Annotated in this window: 14 protein-coding genes; 6 read left to right on the top strand and 8 right to left on the bottom strand. The window is 57.5% G+C overall.

What is annotated here, in order from left to right; all coding sequences use genetic code 11:
- Positions 1-44: 44 nt before the first annotated feature.
- The 3 genes from M8010_RS04955 to pedF form a co-directional block, all read right to left on the bottom strand.
- Entirely contained in the window at positions 45-1820 is a 1776-nt protein-coding gene (locus tag M8010_RS04955; protein ID WP_250089343.1) for a PQQ-dependent methanol/ethanol family dehydrogenase, read from the bottom strand.
- Positions 1821-2009: 189 nt separating this feature from the next.
- Positions 2010-2942 (bottom strand): transporter substrate-binding domain-containing protein, encoded by a 933-nt coding sequence (locus tag M8010_RS04950; protein WP_250089342.1) that lies wholly within the window; start codon positions 2940-2942, stop codon positions 2010-2012.
- A 49-nt stretch (positions 2943-2991) separates the two neighbouring features.
- Positions 2992-3420, bottom strand: a complete 429-nt coding sequence (pedF, locus tag M8010_RS04945) for a cytochrome c-550 PedF (protein ID WP_250089341.1) — start codon at positions 3418-3420, stop codon at positions 2992-2994.
- A 367-nt stretch (positions 3421-3787) separates the two neighbouring features.
- On the opposite strand from pedF, the gene M8010_RS04940 reads away from it, so the two are divergent.
- Together M8010_RS04940 and M8010_RS04935 are read left to right on the top strand one after the other, a co-directional pair.
- Positions 3788-5641, top strand: coding sequence for a methanol/ethanol family PQQ-dependent dehydrogenase (locus M8010_RS04940; RefSeq protein WP_250089340.1), 1854 nt, complete (start codon positions 3788-3790; stop codon positions 5639-5641).
- 67 nt (positions 5642-5708) lie between these two features.
- The gene (locus M8010_RS04935; RefSeq protein WP_250089339.1) at positions 5709-6362 is read left to right on the top strand and encodes a pentapeptide repeat-containing protein; all 654 of its coding nucleotides are present in this window, start codon (positions 5709-5711) and stop codon (positions 6360-6362) included.
- Positions 6363-6374: 12 nt separating this feature from the next.
- On the opposite strand, the gene M8010_RS04930 is transcribed toward M8010_RS04935, so the two are convergent.
- Positions 6375-7031 carry a response regulator gene (locus M8010_RS04930; protein ID WP_250089338.1) on the bottom strand — a complete coding sequence of 219 codons (657 nt, stop codon included), beginning with the start codon at positions 7029-7031 and terminating at the stop codon, positions 6375-6377.
- A 25-nt stretch (positions 7032-7056) separates the two neighbouring features.
- The gene (locus M8010_RS04925) at positions 7057-8268 is read right to left on the bottom strand and encodes a sensor histidine kinase (protein ID WP_250089337.1); all 1212 of its coding nucleotides are present in this window, start codon (positions 8266-8268) and stop codon (positions 7057-7059) included.
- A gap of 175 nt (positions 8269-8443) precedes the next feature.
- Between M8010_RS04925 and M8010_RS04920 the strand changes: the two genes are divergently transcribed.
- Genes M8010_RS04920 through M8010_RS04905 form a run of 4 tightly spaced genes read left to right on the top strand, consistent with a single transcriptional unit; the run spans position 8444 to position 12147 of the window.
- The gene (locus M8010_RS04920; protein WP_250089335.1) at positions 8444-9613 is read left to right on the top strand and encodes a lanthanide ABC transporter ABC transporter substrate-binding protein PedA1; all 1170 of its coding nucleotides are present in this window, start codon (positions 8444-8446) and stop codon (positions 9611-9613) included.
- Between the two features lie 31 nt (positions 9614-9644).
- Positions 9645-10619 carry a YVTN family beta-propeller repeat protein gene (locus M8010_RS04915; RefSeq protein WP_250089333.1) on the top strand — a complete coding sequence of 325 codons (975 nt, stop codon included), beginning with the start codon at positions 9645-9647 and terminating at the stop codon, positions 10617-10619.
- Positions 10616-11338, top strand: coding sequence for a lanthanide ABC transporter ATP-binding protein PedB/LutE (locus M8010_RS04910; RefSeq protein WP_250089332.1), 723 nt, complete (start codon positions 10616-10618; stop codon positions 11336-11338). The genes M8010_RS04915 and M8010_RS04910 overlap by 4 nt, the downstream gene beginning before the upstream one ends.
- 2 nt (positions 11339-11340) lie before the next feature.
- Positions 11341-12147, top strand: a complete 807-nt coding sequence (locus M8010_RS04905) for a lanthanide ABC transporter permease protein PedC (protein WP_250089331.1) — start codon at positions 11341-11343, stop codon at positions 12145-12147.
- 194 nt (positions 12148-12341) lie between these two features.
- On the opposite strand, the gene M8010_RS04900 is transcribed toward M8010_RS04905, so the two are convergent.
- From M8010_RS04900 to M8010_RS04890, 3 genes are read right to left on the bottom strand one after another with little or no spacing between them, the layout of a single operon-like run.
- Entirely contained in the window at positions 12342-13016 is a 675-nt protein-coding gene (locus M8010_RS04900) for an ATP-binding cassette domain-containing protein (RefSeq protein WP_250089327.1), read from the bottom strand.
- Positions 13009-13785: an ABC transporter permease gene (locus M8010_RS04895; protein ID WP_250089325.1), complete on the bottom strand. Its 777-nt coding sequence runs from the start codon at positions 13783-13785 to the stop codon at positions 13009-13011. Before M8010_RS04895 ends, M8010_RS04900 begins: the two co-directional genes overlap by 8 nt.
- Entirely contained in the window at positions 13782-14807 is a 1026-nt protein-coding gene (locus M8010_RS04890) for an ABC transporter substrate-binding protein (protein ID WP_502846190.1), read from the bottom strand. Before M8010_RS04890 ends, M8010_RS04895 begins: the two co-directional genes overlap by 4 nt.
- Between the last annotated feature and the right edge of the window lie 114 nt (positions 14808-14921).

Raw genomic sequence — 14921 nt, 5'->3', positions numbered from 1 at the left:
AGGCAGCCCCTGAACACCGATATAACATCAGGCGTAACGCTGGATCAGTTGCTCGCAACCCGATCACTCGGCAGCTTGAAAGTCCAGACCGTGCCACCCTGGTTGAAGTCCTTGACCACCGCGGCCACTTCGCCACCCCAGAGAGGCACCGCACCGCCCCAGCCAGTGGAGATGGACACGTACTGCTCGCCGTCCATTTCCCAGGTTACGGGGGTGCCGACGACGCCGGTACCGGTATTGAACTTGTAGAGTTCCTCGCCGGTCTTGGCGTCGAACGCTTTCAGGTAGCCTTCAGGCGTGCCGGTAAAGACCAGATTGCCCGCGGTTGCCAATACACCACCCCAAAGTGGAGCCGGGTTATTGTAGCGCCAGACTTCCTCACCGGTTTTCGGATCAACCGCGCGCAGAACACCGATAAAGTCATCGTTTGCAGGTTTGATGGTAAAGCCCGCACCCAGATAGGCGGCGCCCTTCTTGTAGGAAACCGGCTCGTTCCAGATATCCATGGACCATTCGTTGGAAGGAACATAGAACAGGCCGGTGTCCTGGCTGTAAGCCATGGGCATCCAGTTTTTACCGCCAAGAAACGCCGGGAAGGCGACAACGGTTTCACCCTTCTCGCCATCCATATCAGCCGGGTTGCCCGGACGACCGTTCTCGGTGTTGTAGATGGGGCTTCCATCCTCGTTCAGGCCTTCGGCCCAGGTGATCTTGTCCACGAACGGGAAGCCGCGAATAAAGTCGCCATTCTCGCGGTTCAGAACGTAGAAGAAACCGTTACGATCCGCTGTAGCAGCCGCCTTGACGGTTTTGCCGTTTTCCTCATAATCGAAGGAAATCAGCTCGTTCACACCGTCGTAATCCCAGCCATCGTTAGGCGTGGTCTGGAAATGCCATTTGATGCTGCCATCTTCCGGGTCAATCGCTACGCGTGAGGATGAGAACAGGTTGTCCCCCGGGCGCAGGTGCGAGTTCCAGGGGGCGGGGTTACCAGTGCCGAAGAATAGCGAGTCGGTATCCGGGTCGTAAGTACCTCCCAGCCAAGGGGCCGCACCGCCTGTCTTCCACATGTCGCCGGGCCAGGTCTTGCCTGCTTCGCCACCGGAAATACCGTTTTCAATTTCCTTGCCATCCTTGTAGACATAACCCATGTGGCCTTCCACCGTCGGACGAACCCACAGCAGATCACCGGTGTTCGGGTCGCGGGCTTCAACCTTGCCGACAATGCCAAACTCACCTCCGGAAACGCCAGTGATCAGCTTGCCCTTGACAATCAGCGGGGCCGCCGTCATTGAATAACCGGCCTGGTAATCGGCGACTTTCTTGATCCACACCACCTTGCCAGTGTCTTTATTCAGGGCGACCAGTTTGGCGTCGAGAGTACCGAAAATGAACAGGTCGTCGTAAAGAGCCCCTCCACGGTTAACCACGTCGCAACACGGCATAATGCCATCCGGAAGACGGGCATCGTACTGCCAGATTTCCTCCCCTGTACGCGCATCAATCGCATAAGCGCGTGAATAGGACGCCGTCACGTACATAACGCCATCCTTGATCATTGGCTGGGATTCCTGCCCCCGCTGTTTCTCACCACCAAACGAGAACGCCCACGCCGGCTGCAGATACTTTACGTTGTCCGTATTAAGGGCCGTCATCGGGCTGAAACGCTGGCCCTGAACGCCCATACCGTAGCTTACGATGTCATCAACCGTATTATGGTCATTCAGGATGTCTTCATCGGTGACCGCGTGGGCCCCCAGGGATACAGCCAGCGCCAGGGCACTGGCGGCAAACTGTTTACCGAACGAATTCGATCTCATGGTTGCGCTCTCCAATTCTCTTGTTGTCAGTGTATGCAGCGAACCGGGAATTATTCCCGCCTCTAACCCACATTCTTGGCTTCACCCGCAATCGCAACAATTAACCGCCAGAACAGGTTTTCTCATCACTTGGTAGTAAGACCCTCATGAAAAAGCCCGCGCATGGCGGGCTGAAGAGGAAACGACGAGCTATTCTCCGGTCGCCCCGGAGCCCAGAATTTCGTCGTAATATCCAGGACGGTTGTAGGAAAGTCCGTGGCCGGCATAAAGCTCCGCCATTTCCCCGGATCTGACCATGCCATCAACTATCGCTGCGATGGCATATCCGAGAGCTCTGTGGGTATGACGAACCGCCAGGCCCACATCCCAGACCTGTTTCGTCATTCCCGGGAAGCCATTCCCCGCCTTGGTGAAGCCATTGCCTGCATGTGCAGCCAATTGGTGTTCAATCTCCGCACGCATACCCATAACGCCAGCGACCTCATCCTGTTCCATCGCCACGAATGCTTCGCCAACGTTCCTGTAATGCTTGACCTGGTTTCGCAAGCGCCCACCAAACGCCGACGTGAGGTAGGTAGCAGGAAGGGTGTCGACCTCCACACCAATGGGGTGGTACTGAAAAACAGCAACGGTTTCCAAACCGTCCAGCCGGTTCGTGTCGAAGGCAATCTGCCACCGTTCCTGCTGGTATGGGCCGAAGAAAACCACCTGCTCGTTGATCATTTCGCCCGTGGAATCGCGCATGTATTTGAAGGTGCTGTCATAAGGCACCCGCATCATGATGTCAGCGATGCGGGTCTTCGCCAGGTAGTGCCCTTTCCATATGTGGTTGCGCAGATCGTCACCCAGGTTTTCATCGGGGATGATCCAGTAGGGCCGGAATTCAACCCCAAGGCCCTCGGCAATGCGGCGGCCGAGGTCTGCATCCACTCCCCTGGCCTCGCCCTCCACCTCATAGGAGTAAGGTGGGAAATCCTTGTACATACCGACGTTCAGATAGCCGGAATCCTGCACGATATCCAGAGTACGGTCAGGAATCAGGCTGCGGGATTGCTGCGCCTGCACCTGGCTGATGCTCAAGAGCACCAAAACCAGCATCAAGGCATGAAAAGCTGACTTCATAAAATCATCTCCCGGAAATTCCAGCCGTTAAAATGCACTATGCTTCCTCTTATTCGGGCTGGGGGACTGACTCGATGTAAGTCTTGATCGCCCAGATGGCGGTTTGGTCAAGGTTATCCTTGAACGACGGCATGCCCCGCCCTGTACCGTTCATGACACGACCGATGAAATATTCATCGTCCCACTCCGACAGCTCTCGCAGGTCGGGGGTCAGTCCACCAGACATGGCTTCAATGCCATGGCAGACAGCGCAGTTGCCGGCGTAACCGCTCTTGCCAACCTTGACGGCCTCATCATGCTTGTCGCCGTGCTCGCTCCCCTTCCGGAACGGATTTTCCATCAGTGCTTCCTTGCCAAGATCGGGCAGATCCCCGGTATCCACTTCCTGGGGCGTGACGTCTCCATGAGACATGGCAAGACCGGCTGCGGTAAGTAAACCCGCAGCGACAATAGCCTTTAAGGACAAAGAAACTGACATGTTGTGTTACCTCTATATTGAATCCCCGTGCGCTGGCTGTTTGTTGTGAATGCATTGCCAGCTACCTGATTCAAGTTTAGGAACACGCCATGGCGATCAGAATGCCACTTTGGCGCCTTCGCTCTAGTTCCTTGGTAGTAGGCGTGCAGAACTGGCGCCAAAGCATGAGGCTCCAAATCCAACATAAAAAAATGGCTTCATTTCAATCAAACACCGAGCATGCGGGAATTTTTCCCGCTTTTTATCGAATTTTTCCCGACATTTTTATGGTTTTTTCCGTCGCTTTCATGTTCGTAGCGGACTAAAACTTGGCATGTCGACGCGATACAAACGCGTGAATGACAACAAAAACCAAGGGGAAATCTTCATGAAACACACATATCACAAATCGGCTATCGCAAGAGCCATTGGCTTGACGCTGGCACTAGGCAGTGCCAGCGGCTTCGCCCTTCAGGCCCAGGCAAGAGACGTGACCTGGAATGACATCGCAAATGACGCCGAGACTACCGGTGATGTTCTCGGTTATGGCATCGGACCCAAGGCGCAACGCTACAGCCCGATGACAACAGTCAATCGCGAAAACGTAGAGCGGCTCGTTCCGGCCTGGTCCTTTTCTTTCGGCGATGAGAAGCAGAGGGGGCAGGAGTCCCAGGCGCTGGTTCATGACGGCGTCATTTACGTGACCGGTTCTTATTCCCGAATTTGGGCACTCGATGCCAAATCCGGTGAACGTCTCTGGGAATACAACCATCGCCTGCCAGAGGGCATCCGCCCCTGCTGTGACGTGGTCAACCGTGGTGCTGCTATCTTCGGCGACAAGGTTTTCTTTGGCACCCTGGATGCCGGCATCGTTGCGCTGGACAAGGACACCGGGGAAGTGGTCTGGCGGGAGAAATTCGGCGATCACCAAGCCGGTTACACGATGACGGGTGCCCCAACCCTGGTCAAAGATCAGAACACCGGCAAGGTTCTTCTGATTCATGGTTCCTCCGGCGACGAGTTTGGCGTGGTAGGCAAGCTGTTTGCCCGCGATCCGGATACCGGGGAAGAAGTCTGGATGCGCCCGTTCGTTGAAGGCCACTATGGCCGCCTGAACGGTGAAAAGAGCACCCCCACCGGCGACCCCCGTGCGCCCAGCTGGCCGGATGATCCCAACACCGAGACCGGCAAGGTGGAAGCCTGGAGCCATGGCGGTGGCGCCCCCTGGCAAAGCGCCAGCTTTGACGCGGAAACCAACACGATTATTATCGGCGCTGGCAATCCGGCCCCCTGGAACACCTGGAAGCGGACAGCACCCGGCGGCGACCCAGCAGACTACGATAACCTCTACACCTCCGGCCAGGTAGGCGTTGACCCGACCACTGGTGAGGTAAAGTGGTTCTATCAGCATACACCGAACGACGCCTGGGATTTCTCGGGCAACAATGAACTGGTGCTGTTTGAGTACGAGGAAAATGGAGAGACTGTGAAGGCAACGGCTCACGCCGACCGTAACGGCTTCTTCTATTTGGTCAATCGCGAAGATGGCCAATTCATAAACGCCTTTCCCTTCGTGGACAACATCACCTGGGCAGAACGAATTGGCGAGGACGGTCGCCCGGTCGAGCCCGAGGGTCAGCGGCCACCTCCCATCGCCGAGGGTGAAACTCGCGGCGAGTCCATTGAGGTCTCTCCGCCCTTCCTTGGCGGTAAGAACTGGAACCCGATGGCTTACAGCCAGGATACCGGTCTGTTTTACGTGCCGGCCAACCACTGGAAAGAGGACTACTGGACAGAGGAAGTCACCTACAAGAAAGGCGCCGCTTATCTTGGCCAGGGCTTCCGCATCAAACGCATGTATGACGACCATGTTGGTATTTTGCGGGCCATGAATCCGTTGACCGGTGAGGTTGAATGGGAACACAAGGAAAAAATGCCGCTGTGGGCCGGCGTTCTTACTACCAAAGGGGGCCTGGTCTTCACCGGCACTGGTGATGGCTACCTCAAAGCCTTCAATTCCGAAACCGGTGAAGAGCTTTGGAAATTCCAGACTGGCTCTGGAATCATTTCATCGCCGATCACCTGGGAAATGGACGGCGAACAGTACATTGGTGTTGCCTCAGGTTACGGCGGCGCTGTTCCGCTCTGGGGTGGTGATATGGCCGAACTGACCAAGCCCATCTCACAGGGCGGTTCATTCTGGGTCTTCAAGATGCCTTCCTGGGCACAGGCTTCCCGCTAACTGTCCTCCGACTTGGGCCTGGCGCTTCGCCGGGCCCCTCTTTCGCCTCTCGTTCTGGAGTCAAATCATGGGACATCTTGTTACCGCCTCGCTCTTAGCGTTCTTCACACCGGTTCTGGCTGGCGATTACATGGCCAACCTGGATCAGCCCCCCGTAGTCAATGGCTGCAAACTGGAGCGGGAAACCAGCTGCGCCGGTGCCGACCTCCGGGGAGCCGACTTGTCGAATATGAATCTGCGCTCCGCCAACTTCCGCGGCGCCAACCTGTCCGGAGCCAACCTTAGCCATACCAGCCTTAGAGATGCCAACCTAGACGGAGCAAACCTCGACGACGTCACCGGCTTCCGCCTTCAGGTCTACCGGGCAAGCATGAGGGGCGCCACCCTGAGAAACGCCCGGCTGCAGGGAATGCAGGGAGAATATCTGTTTGCCCAGGGTGCTGACTTCACGGGGGCTGATCTGACTGGTGCCAACTTCGATTTTTCGCGGTTTTCCGGGGCAACACTGAAAAACGTCAACATGCCCTACAGCAGTTTTGAGATTTCCTGGTTGCCGAAGGCGAACCTGGAGGGAGCCAACATGACGGGGGCGAATCTTCAGGAAGCCAAAATGGGGCTGGCCAATCTGGCAAACGCGGATCTGACCGGCACGCGCATCCATTACGCGACCTTCGAAGGAACCTATATGGAAGGCTGCACTGCGTGTCCCTTTGACTGGTGATCCGAGGCGGGCTCAGACCCGCCTTGCTTCCTCAAGCTGGCCATAGCGAACAAGGCCCGCATCCACTGCCAGGTGGATCAACTCGACAGAGGATGAGACCTCCAGCTTGCTTTTCAGTATCGCCAGATGGTTCGAGACGGTCTTGTTACTAACACAAAGGCGTTCAGCAATAGCCGGAACGCTTTCACCGCGAGCATACATGAGCAATACTTCCATTTCCCGCTGGGTCATGTCTTTTAATCGGTGATCCGCTGCCCGCTCCTGATTCATCGCCAACCGTGTTGCGATGGGGTGTTCAATATAAGGTTGGCCCGATGCCACACGCTTTACCGCTTCCATCAGCTCTTCCGGGGCGCAACTTTTGGAAACAAAACCCAATCCACCCACATCCAGCGCCTGCCTCACCATCGGCAATTCATCGTGCATGGTAAAGAACAGAATACCGGCGCCCCGCCAGCGCTGGCGAATCCGCCGCGCCACTTCAAGCCCTGAGATATCCGGCAATCCCATATCCAGCAACATCAGATCCGGGCGGTGCTCGCCCCAGGCGTTGATAGCGGCCTGTCCGGTTTCAACCTCGACTATCTCCAGGCCGGGCATCATGCTCCGCAGCAGACTGGAGATTCCCCGCCTTACCACTCTGTGGTCGTCAACAATGATCAACTTCATCGGCGTTTCTCCGGGGTTTGAATTGTCAGCTCAAGGGAATGGTTAAAGAAACCCTGGTGCCCTGGCCTGACCGGCTGAAGAATTCGGTTTTACCGCCCAGGCTTCGGGCCCTTTCGCACATGGATCGGAGCCCGAGGCCTGCCTTGACCGATAAGTTATTGGTACCAATGCCATCGTCACGAATCTCAACCCGCAGTACCCGCGACTTCGCCGTCACACCCAATATGGCCCTGGTTGCGGCGGCATGTCTTGAAACATTATTCAGAGCCTCCTGAACAAACCGGTACAGGTGAGTCTGTTTATCACCGGTGAGTTCCGGCAGGCGCTCATCAACCATAAGCTCACAGGTCAGACCGCTGAGCTGCTGCCACTGTTCCACCAGATGATGGATGGCCGAGCCCAGCCCGAGCTGCTCCATGACCAGCGGATGCAGGTCCTGCAACAGGTGACGAAAATGCTGCTGCACGGTCTCACAGTGTTCGGCCAGTTCTTTAGCCTGATCTTTCTGACGTTCATTCAGTTCCGGATCATAGAGCCAGCCGCGGGCCTGAGCACGAATGCCGGTAATATACTGGCCAAGATCATCGTGAAGCACCCGTGCAATGTGGGCTCGCTCACGATCCTGAAGCTCAATAAGCTCGCTCAGCAGTCTGGCAACCGTTTTCTGCTCAATGTCCAACGCATCCGCCATGGCGTTGAATCGGCCCGCCAGCTGGTCAAGCTCGGTGATCGGCTGCGGTGGCAGGCGTGGTGAGGGCTCCCCTTCTCCTATGTTGTCCATGGCCTTTCCGATTCGCCGCAGTGGCGCTGTCAGTCGGCGAATTGCGAAGAACAGCATCGAAAAACACAGCATCATACCGATACCGAAAGCCAGTGAAACGAGAACAAAGTTTTCCCAGATTTCTTCTATCTCGTCGTACGGGTCAACCTGCCAGCTACCCGTTATCGGGAGCCCGCTTGCCTGATCAGCCCAGAGGGCCCTGACAAACCAGAGCGGGACATTGCCGCCATCGGCGGCCAACCTCTCATCAGATAATGGTCGCAAATGCCTTATACCCGCAGCCCGCTCCGGACCTAGCTCTTCCGGCGTTCCAATCATGCTCGCCAGGGTTGATATCCCATCCAGTTCGCGAGCCACATCCAGCCGCGCCTGCTGCAGATAGAAATAAGCCCCCACGCCGTATATCAGGGCAAAGACTGCCAGCATTAACAACGCCACCCGGCTGTATGCCTTCATGGTTGGTACCCCGTCTGCCTGCAGAAAATAGCCGTCACTTCATGCTAACGGTGCGAAAACTCCGTGGAATAGTTCTTTAGTACCGGCAGTTTCCTACTTTCTGAATATTTCAGCGGCTTTCCAGGTTCTCTAAGCTGAGTTCAAGAACAACAAATACCAGTGAGAGGACGGCTTTATGGAGATCAAAGGCAAGCTGCTGATTGCGTCAGTGTTCTGTGGCTGGCTGCTGGTGCCGGCTTCCGCAGCGGCTCTTGGCGTAACCATCGGCTATATCCAGTGGGTGCCCGATCAGGGCCCGGTGCTCTCCAACGTAACACCAGATCCGGAAGATGCCGGACTGCGTGGAGCTGAGCTGGGTATTGCCGATAACAACGCCACCGGCAAGTTTCTCGATCAGACTTATACCCTCGAGTCCGTCATGGCCAATGATGCAGACGATGCCATGGCTACCCTTGATGACATGTTGGAAAACGGCATTGAGCTGCTGGTAACCCGCGTTCCTGCGGATACCTTGCGAGCGATGGCGAAGCGGGCGGGAGACAAGGCGCTACTGTTCAATGCCGGTGCCTCTGACGATGACCTGCGCATCCGCGAATGCCAGCCCAACACTCTGCATACAATCCCCTCCTACGCCATGCTGACCGACGCCCTTGCCCAGTGGCTGAATATGCGCCGCTGGAAGGAGGTCTTCCTGATTACCGGCCCCACCGAAGAGGACAAAGCCTGGGCGGATGCTTTCCGTCGCGCCAGCAAGCGTTTCGGCCTGGAGATTGTCGCTGACAAACCCTGGACCTTCGATTCCGATCTGCGCCGCACAGCTTCCAGGGAACTGCCGGTTTTCACCCAGGCCAGCGATTACGATGCCGTGGTAGTGGCGGACGTACGGGGCGACTTCGGGGAATACGTGCCGTTCAACACTTGGCTGCCACGACCGGTTGTAGGCACCCAGGGCATGGGGCCGGAAGCCTGGCACCGGGTGGTGGAAGCCTGGGGTGCGGCGCAGTTGCAGAACCGCTTCCGCGAGCTCTCCGGGCGTGAAATGAACAGCGAAGACTATGCCGCCTGGGCCGCCATTCGCTCCATCGGCACGACCGTAACCGGGCTCAGTGAAGCAGGCCGTTCAAGCATTCGTGAGTACCTGTTTTCCGATAATTTCCAGCTCGCCGCCTTCAAGGGCCGCAAACTGACCTACCGACCCTGGAACGGACAGCTTCGCCAGCCGATCCCGCTGGTTCATCCGCGGGGCCTGGTCGCTACACCGCCTCTGGAAGGCTTTCTGCATCCGGAGACCGAACTGGACACCCTGGGCTACGACAAGCCGGAAAGTGATTGCCAGATACATTGACCCCACTGAAGAACAAAAAGGAACTCTAACCATGAAGAATTTTTTCAAAATTGCATCTTTGGCAGCAGCCATCAGCCTATCCGGTCCAGCGTTGGCGAGCCTGGCCTACGTGTCCAACGAGAAGGACAACACCCTTTCGGTCATCGATACGGAAACCAATGAGGTGGTGGATACCATTGATGTGGGCGCGCGGCCCAGGGGTATTCTGTTGTCCAAGGACTACACCAAGCTCTATATCTGTGCCAGTGATGACGACACCGTCCAGGTACTGGACCTGGCGACCCGCAAGATCATCGACACCTTGCCCTCCGGAGAGGACCCTGAGCAGTTTGCTCTTCACCCCAATAACCGCCACCTGTATATCGCTAACGAAGACGATGCCATCGTGACCGTGGTGGACGTGGAAACCAAGGATGTGCTGGCACAGATTGACGTGGGCGTGGAACCCGAGGGCATGGCGGTCAGCCCGGACGGCAAATGGGCGGTGAACACCAGCGAAACCTCCAGCATGCTGCACTGGATCAACACCGAGACCTTCGAGATCGAGAAGAACACCGTCGTGGGTCAGCGCCCGCGGCACGTAGAGTTCACCAAAGACAGCAAGATTGCCTGGGCCTCAGCAGAGATCGGCGGCACCGTACACATCTTCAACGTGGACACCATTGAAGAAATCAGACAGATCGACTTCAAGATCAAAGGCGTGCCCCAGGATCGCGTCCAGCCGGTCGGTATCGAGCTTACCTCTGACGGCAAGTACGCTTTCGTGGCCCTGGGCCCCTCCAATCATGTTGCGGTGGTGGATGCCCAGACCTACGAAGTACTCGATTACCTGTTGGTCGGTGCGCGGGTGTGGCAACTGGATCTTGATAAGGATGAGAAGTTCCTCTACACCACCAATGGTGTTTCCAGTGACGTTTCGGTGATTGATGTGGAGGCGCTGAAGGTCATCAAGTCCATCAAGGTGGGCCGCTTCCCCTGGGGTGTGGTCATTGATCCCACTTCATGACTATTGAGGCCCGTAACCTGAGCTTTCGCTACGGCGACAAGCCGGTGCTCAAGGAGGTCAGCTTCGCGCTGACCTCCGGCGGTTTTCATGCTCTGTTGGGGCCGAACGGCGCTGGTAAGTCCACACTGTTCGGTCTGTTAACCCGACTGCTCGCGCTGCAGCAGGGCGATATCCTGATGGCCGGGCAATCCCTGAAAAAGCAGCCGGCAGAGGCCATGCGCAAGATTGGCGTGGTGTTCCAGCAGAACGCTCTGGACCTGGACCTGACGGTGCGCCAGAACCTGCTCTATCACGCCGCACTTCATGGCCTCTCACGGAAGCAGGCCCGCACCCGGGGCGACCGGGAGCTGGAACGCTTCGCGCTGTTGGAGAGAGCTAACGAACCGGTGCGAAAGCTCAATGGTGGTCATCGCCGGCGGGTGGAGATAGCCCGCGCCCTGCTCCATGAACCTTCCCTGTTGCTGCTGGACGAGCCCACGGTCGGGCTGGATGTGGCCAGCCGCCGGGGGTTGAGCGATCACGTGCGCATGCTCTGTGACGCCGATGGCCTGACCGTGCTCTGGGCAACGCACCTGATCGAAGAGGTTCGCCCGGAAGACCGGGTGCTGATCCTGCATGAGGGCAAGCTGCTGGCCGACGGCGCGGGCCATGATATCTGCGAAGCCGAGGGCACCCGCGACCTGGCGGAAACCTTCCACACGCTCACGGGAGCCGGATAATCATGAAAGCCGCGCACTATTGGCATTGCTTTGTCGGCATCCAGACCCGGGAATGGCTGCGTTTCTGGCAACAACGCACCCGCTTTGCCAGCGCCCTGGTGCGACCGCTGCTGTGGTTGGTGGTGTTCGCCGCCGGTTTCCGGGCAGTGCTGGGCATTTCCATCATTCCGCCCTACCAGACCTACATCACCTACGAGACCTACATCGCCCCGGGGCTCTGCGGCATGATCATTCTGTTCAACAGCATGCAGGGTGCGCTGTCCATGGTTTATGACCGGGAGCTGGGCAGTATGCGGGTGCTGCTGATGAGTCCCCTGCCACGGCCTTTCCTGCTGGTGACGAAATTGCTGGCCATGGGGGTGGTGTCCGTTGGGCAGGTGTATGTCTTTCTGCTGCTGGCCTTACTGGTGGATGTGGAACCGCCATTATGGGGATACCTGGCGGTACTTCCCGCCCTTATCCTGACCAGCCTGATGCTTGGTGCACTGGGCCTGCTGATCGCAACCTGGATCAAACAGCTGGAGAACTTTGCCGGGGTAATGAATTTCGTCATTTTCCCGATGTTCTTTATGTCTTCGGCCTTGTATCCGCTCTGGCGGATGAATGAAGCCAGCCCCTGGTTGTATTGGATCTGCCAGTTCAATCCATTCACCCACGCGGTGGAGGCCATCCGCTTCTCACTGTACCTGGAGTGGAACCCAATGGCCTTTGGCATAACCGCTACCGTGACTGTCATTTTATCCCTACTCGCGACCGCCGGATTCAGACCTCAGCGGACCAAGATACTTGGGACCTCTACGCCTGCTTGATCCGGTGATAGTGGGCTGTGGGGGAGAGGCTTCCAAAACACGCCTCAAGACGTCCTGTTCGGCTTGAGCTCCGCCATCCATGGCTCCGCACAGTTTTGGAAGCCTCTCCCCCACAACCCACCCGAACCTCGTGCTAGCCTCTCTTAGGTAGGTCGGCGTAGGTACGGATTAGCGAAGCGTAATCCGACAGACCCTCAGGAACCCGCAAGATCCAGCCGACGAAGCCTTCCCAACAGACCATCAATTAGCCCCGGCTCACTACCAATCCTGTCATCCCACTGCAATCGCGCCGGCTTACCATCGAGATACCACAAACGATTCGCCAGAATCTCCGCGTCACCCCCATCGTGAGTCACACAAATCATTGCCATACCCGGATTGACATCCATAATCCCGGCAATCAATATTTTCAGCTCACCCGCCATCACCGGATCCAGTGATGCAAACGGCTCATCCAGTAACAACAGGTCAGGCCTCACCGCAAGGCAGCGGGCCAGAGCTGCCCGCCTGGCCATGCCCAGCGAAAGCTGGTCCGGCAGATAGTGGCCGTATCCCTTCAGACCCACATTGGCAAGATGATCCTCCGCTTCCTGCGACGTCGCACCAACCAACTGGAGATTGGCATTAAGAGTCCGCCAGGGCAGCAACCGGTGCTCCTGAAACAGATAACCAACTCGGAGTTTCTCGCGGCCGATAATCGCTTCCGCAGGAATGGTTTTATCCAGCCCGGCAATGACATTCAGCAACGTGGTTTTACCGATGCCGGAAGGCCCCAGCAGGCAGATTCGGTCACCCCGCTCAATGGTTGCGAAGATTTCCCCCAGCACCGGCTGACCGAAGCTGCGGCCGGCGATTTGCAGTTCAAGCATGGGCGGCCTCCGGGTGGCGCCAGCGGCTGGAGCGGCGTTCAAGCGGTTGTAGAATGGCCAGTTCAATGAGCTGGACCACCGCGATAAACGCCAGGCTGTAGGCGAGGATGGCGGCTACGTCAAAGACCTGAAAGGACAGATGCAGTTGGAATCCAACTCCGCTGGAGCGCCCCAGAAGTTCCACCACCAGGACGATTTTCCAGATCAGGGCCAGTCCGCCCCGGGTGGCCGCCATGAGGTAAGGAAACAGTTGCGGCACCCAGACGTCGCGGAATCGCTGCCAGCGGGTGAATTCGTAGACGGTGGCCATCTCCTCGAGACGGTGATCCAGGCTTTTTGCACCTTCACGAACGGTTACCGCCACATTGGGAACCTTGTTGATGACCACGGCCATCACCGCCGCCACTTCCACCAGGCCGAACCACACGTACATCAGGATGATGGTCACCAGTGCCGGCAGGTTAAGCAGCAGAACCAGCATGGGATCAAACAGGGCGTTGGTGGTTTTTGAGCGGCCCATGACGATGCCGATCGCGGTACCCAGAAGCATCGCCAGGGTAAAGGCCACGATGACCCGCCCCAGGGTAGCACTCAGGTGATGCCAGAGTTCGCCGGATGCGGATTCCCGCATTAGCGTATCGAGAACGTGCAGCGGCGTCGGTAACAGCGGCGACTCAAGCAGCCAGGCAATCAGTCCCCAGAGCAGCACGAAGGATGGTAATACAACCCAATAGCTCCAGGCCGGAGGACGACCCGAGAGTTTGCTCATGGCTGCCTCCGGTAGAACAGCTCCGCCGGCATTAGCTGGTCGGAATCGGCACCGGTGAGCGCCAGCAAGCGGTGCAGATCGGCAATCCGCTGATCGGTTTGTGGCGCAGGTGTGCCGGCTACGAAACCATCCCTCAGTGCGTGAAACACCCCGTCTTCCGGGTTGCCCATCAAAGGTCGCAATCGCTGCCAATGGGCTTCACTGTCTGCCAGTTCCGTTTTCGCCTGATGCAGGGAGTCGGCAAACCTCTCGATTAAGGGACCATGGTTTTCTGCCCAGGCGGTCGGGAACACATACCCCAGAACCGGCAGGTTACGGTCCAGATCCATAGCCGTCAGCAAGTCGGCCATTCCAAAGGCTGAACGCCAGCCACCCTCACCCCGCAGCCGGGCGGCAAAATGCCAGTAGGTAATGATCACATCCACCTGGCCCCGCTTCAGGGCCTGGCTCAGCAGTGGCGGCGCCGCAAATTGGACCTCGGCGGATTCGCTCAGGTTCAGCCCTTGTTCCCCGGCCACTTTCTGCAGCAATACCCAGCCTTTGCTATCCGGCCCACCGGCAACGCCAATGCGCTTGCCAGCAAGATCGGCCACGGTGCGAATATCAGAGCTCTCGGGCACTACAATATCGCCAATCTGGGACGAGAAAGGCACATACAAATAGGGCGCCCCTACCTGGAACCGGGACTGGGCCCACAGCAGGTCCGCCACGGCGCCGTTCACCGAGCCACTGGTTACGGCCAGACGGGAAGCAGGGAGATTGGCGACCAGCTTCAGATCCAGCCGATAGCCGTGCTTCTGATCCAGCCGCCGATGCAGTATGTGGTCCAGCTCCCAGTGCGCGGTGCCGAACTGAAGAACACTGATGGATATTTCGGGCAGAGTTTCCGAGTCGTGGTCACTGGCATGGGTGAGCCCTGCCATGATAAAGGCAAGTAACAGGGCCGCTATTGCCTGCCAGGGCAGCTGGCCATTGGCAGAAAAGCGGTCAAGAGCATACGTTGTTATTGGTTGTAGGTTCATTCCTCCACAATACGAAGCCCGCCGGCGCGCAAGAATAGTACTTTGGTGCCTGTTTTTTGGTGCGATGGTCGCATTCAACCCGGGGCGCAGATGGCGTGTAATGAAACCATCACA

It is taken from the genome of Marinobacter sp. ATCH36 (assembly GCF_023555055.1).
In the GTDB taxonomy this organism is placed as follows: domain Bacteria; phylum Pseudomonadota; class Gammaproteobacteria; order Pseudomonadales; family Oleiphilaceae; genus Marinobacter.
The sequence above is the reverse complement of the archived record's forward strand: the minus strand, read 5'-3'. Positions and strand labels throughout refer to the sequence as shown.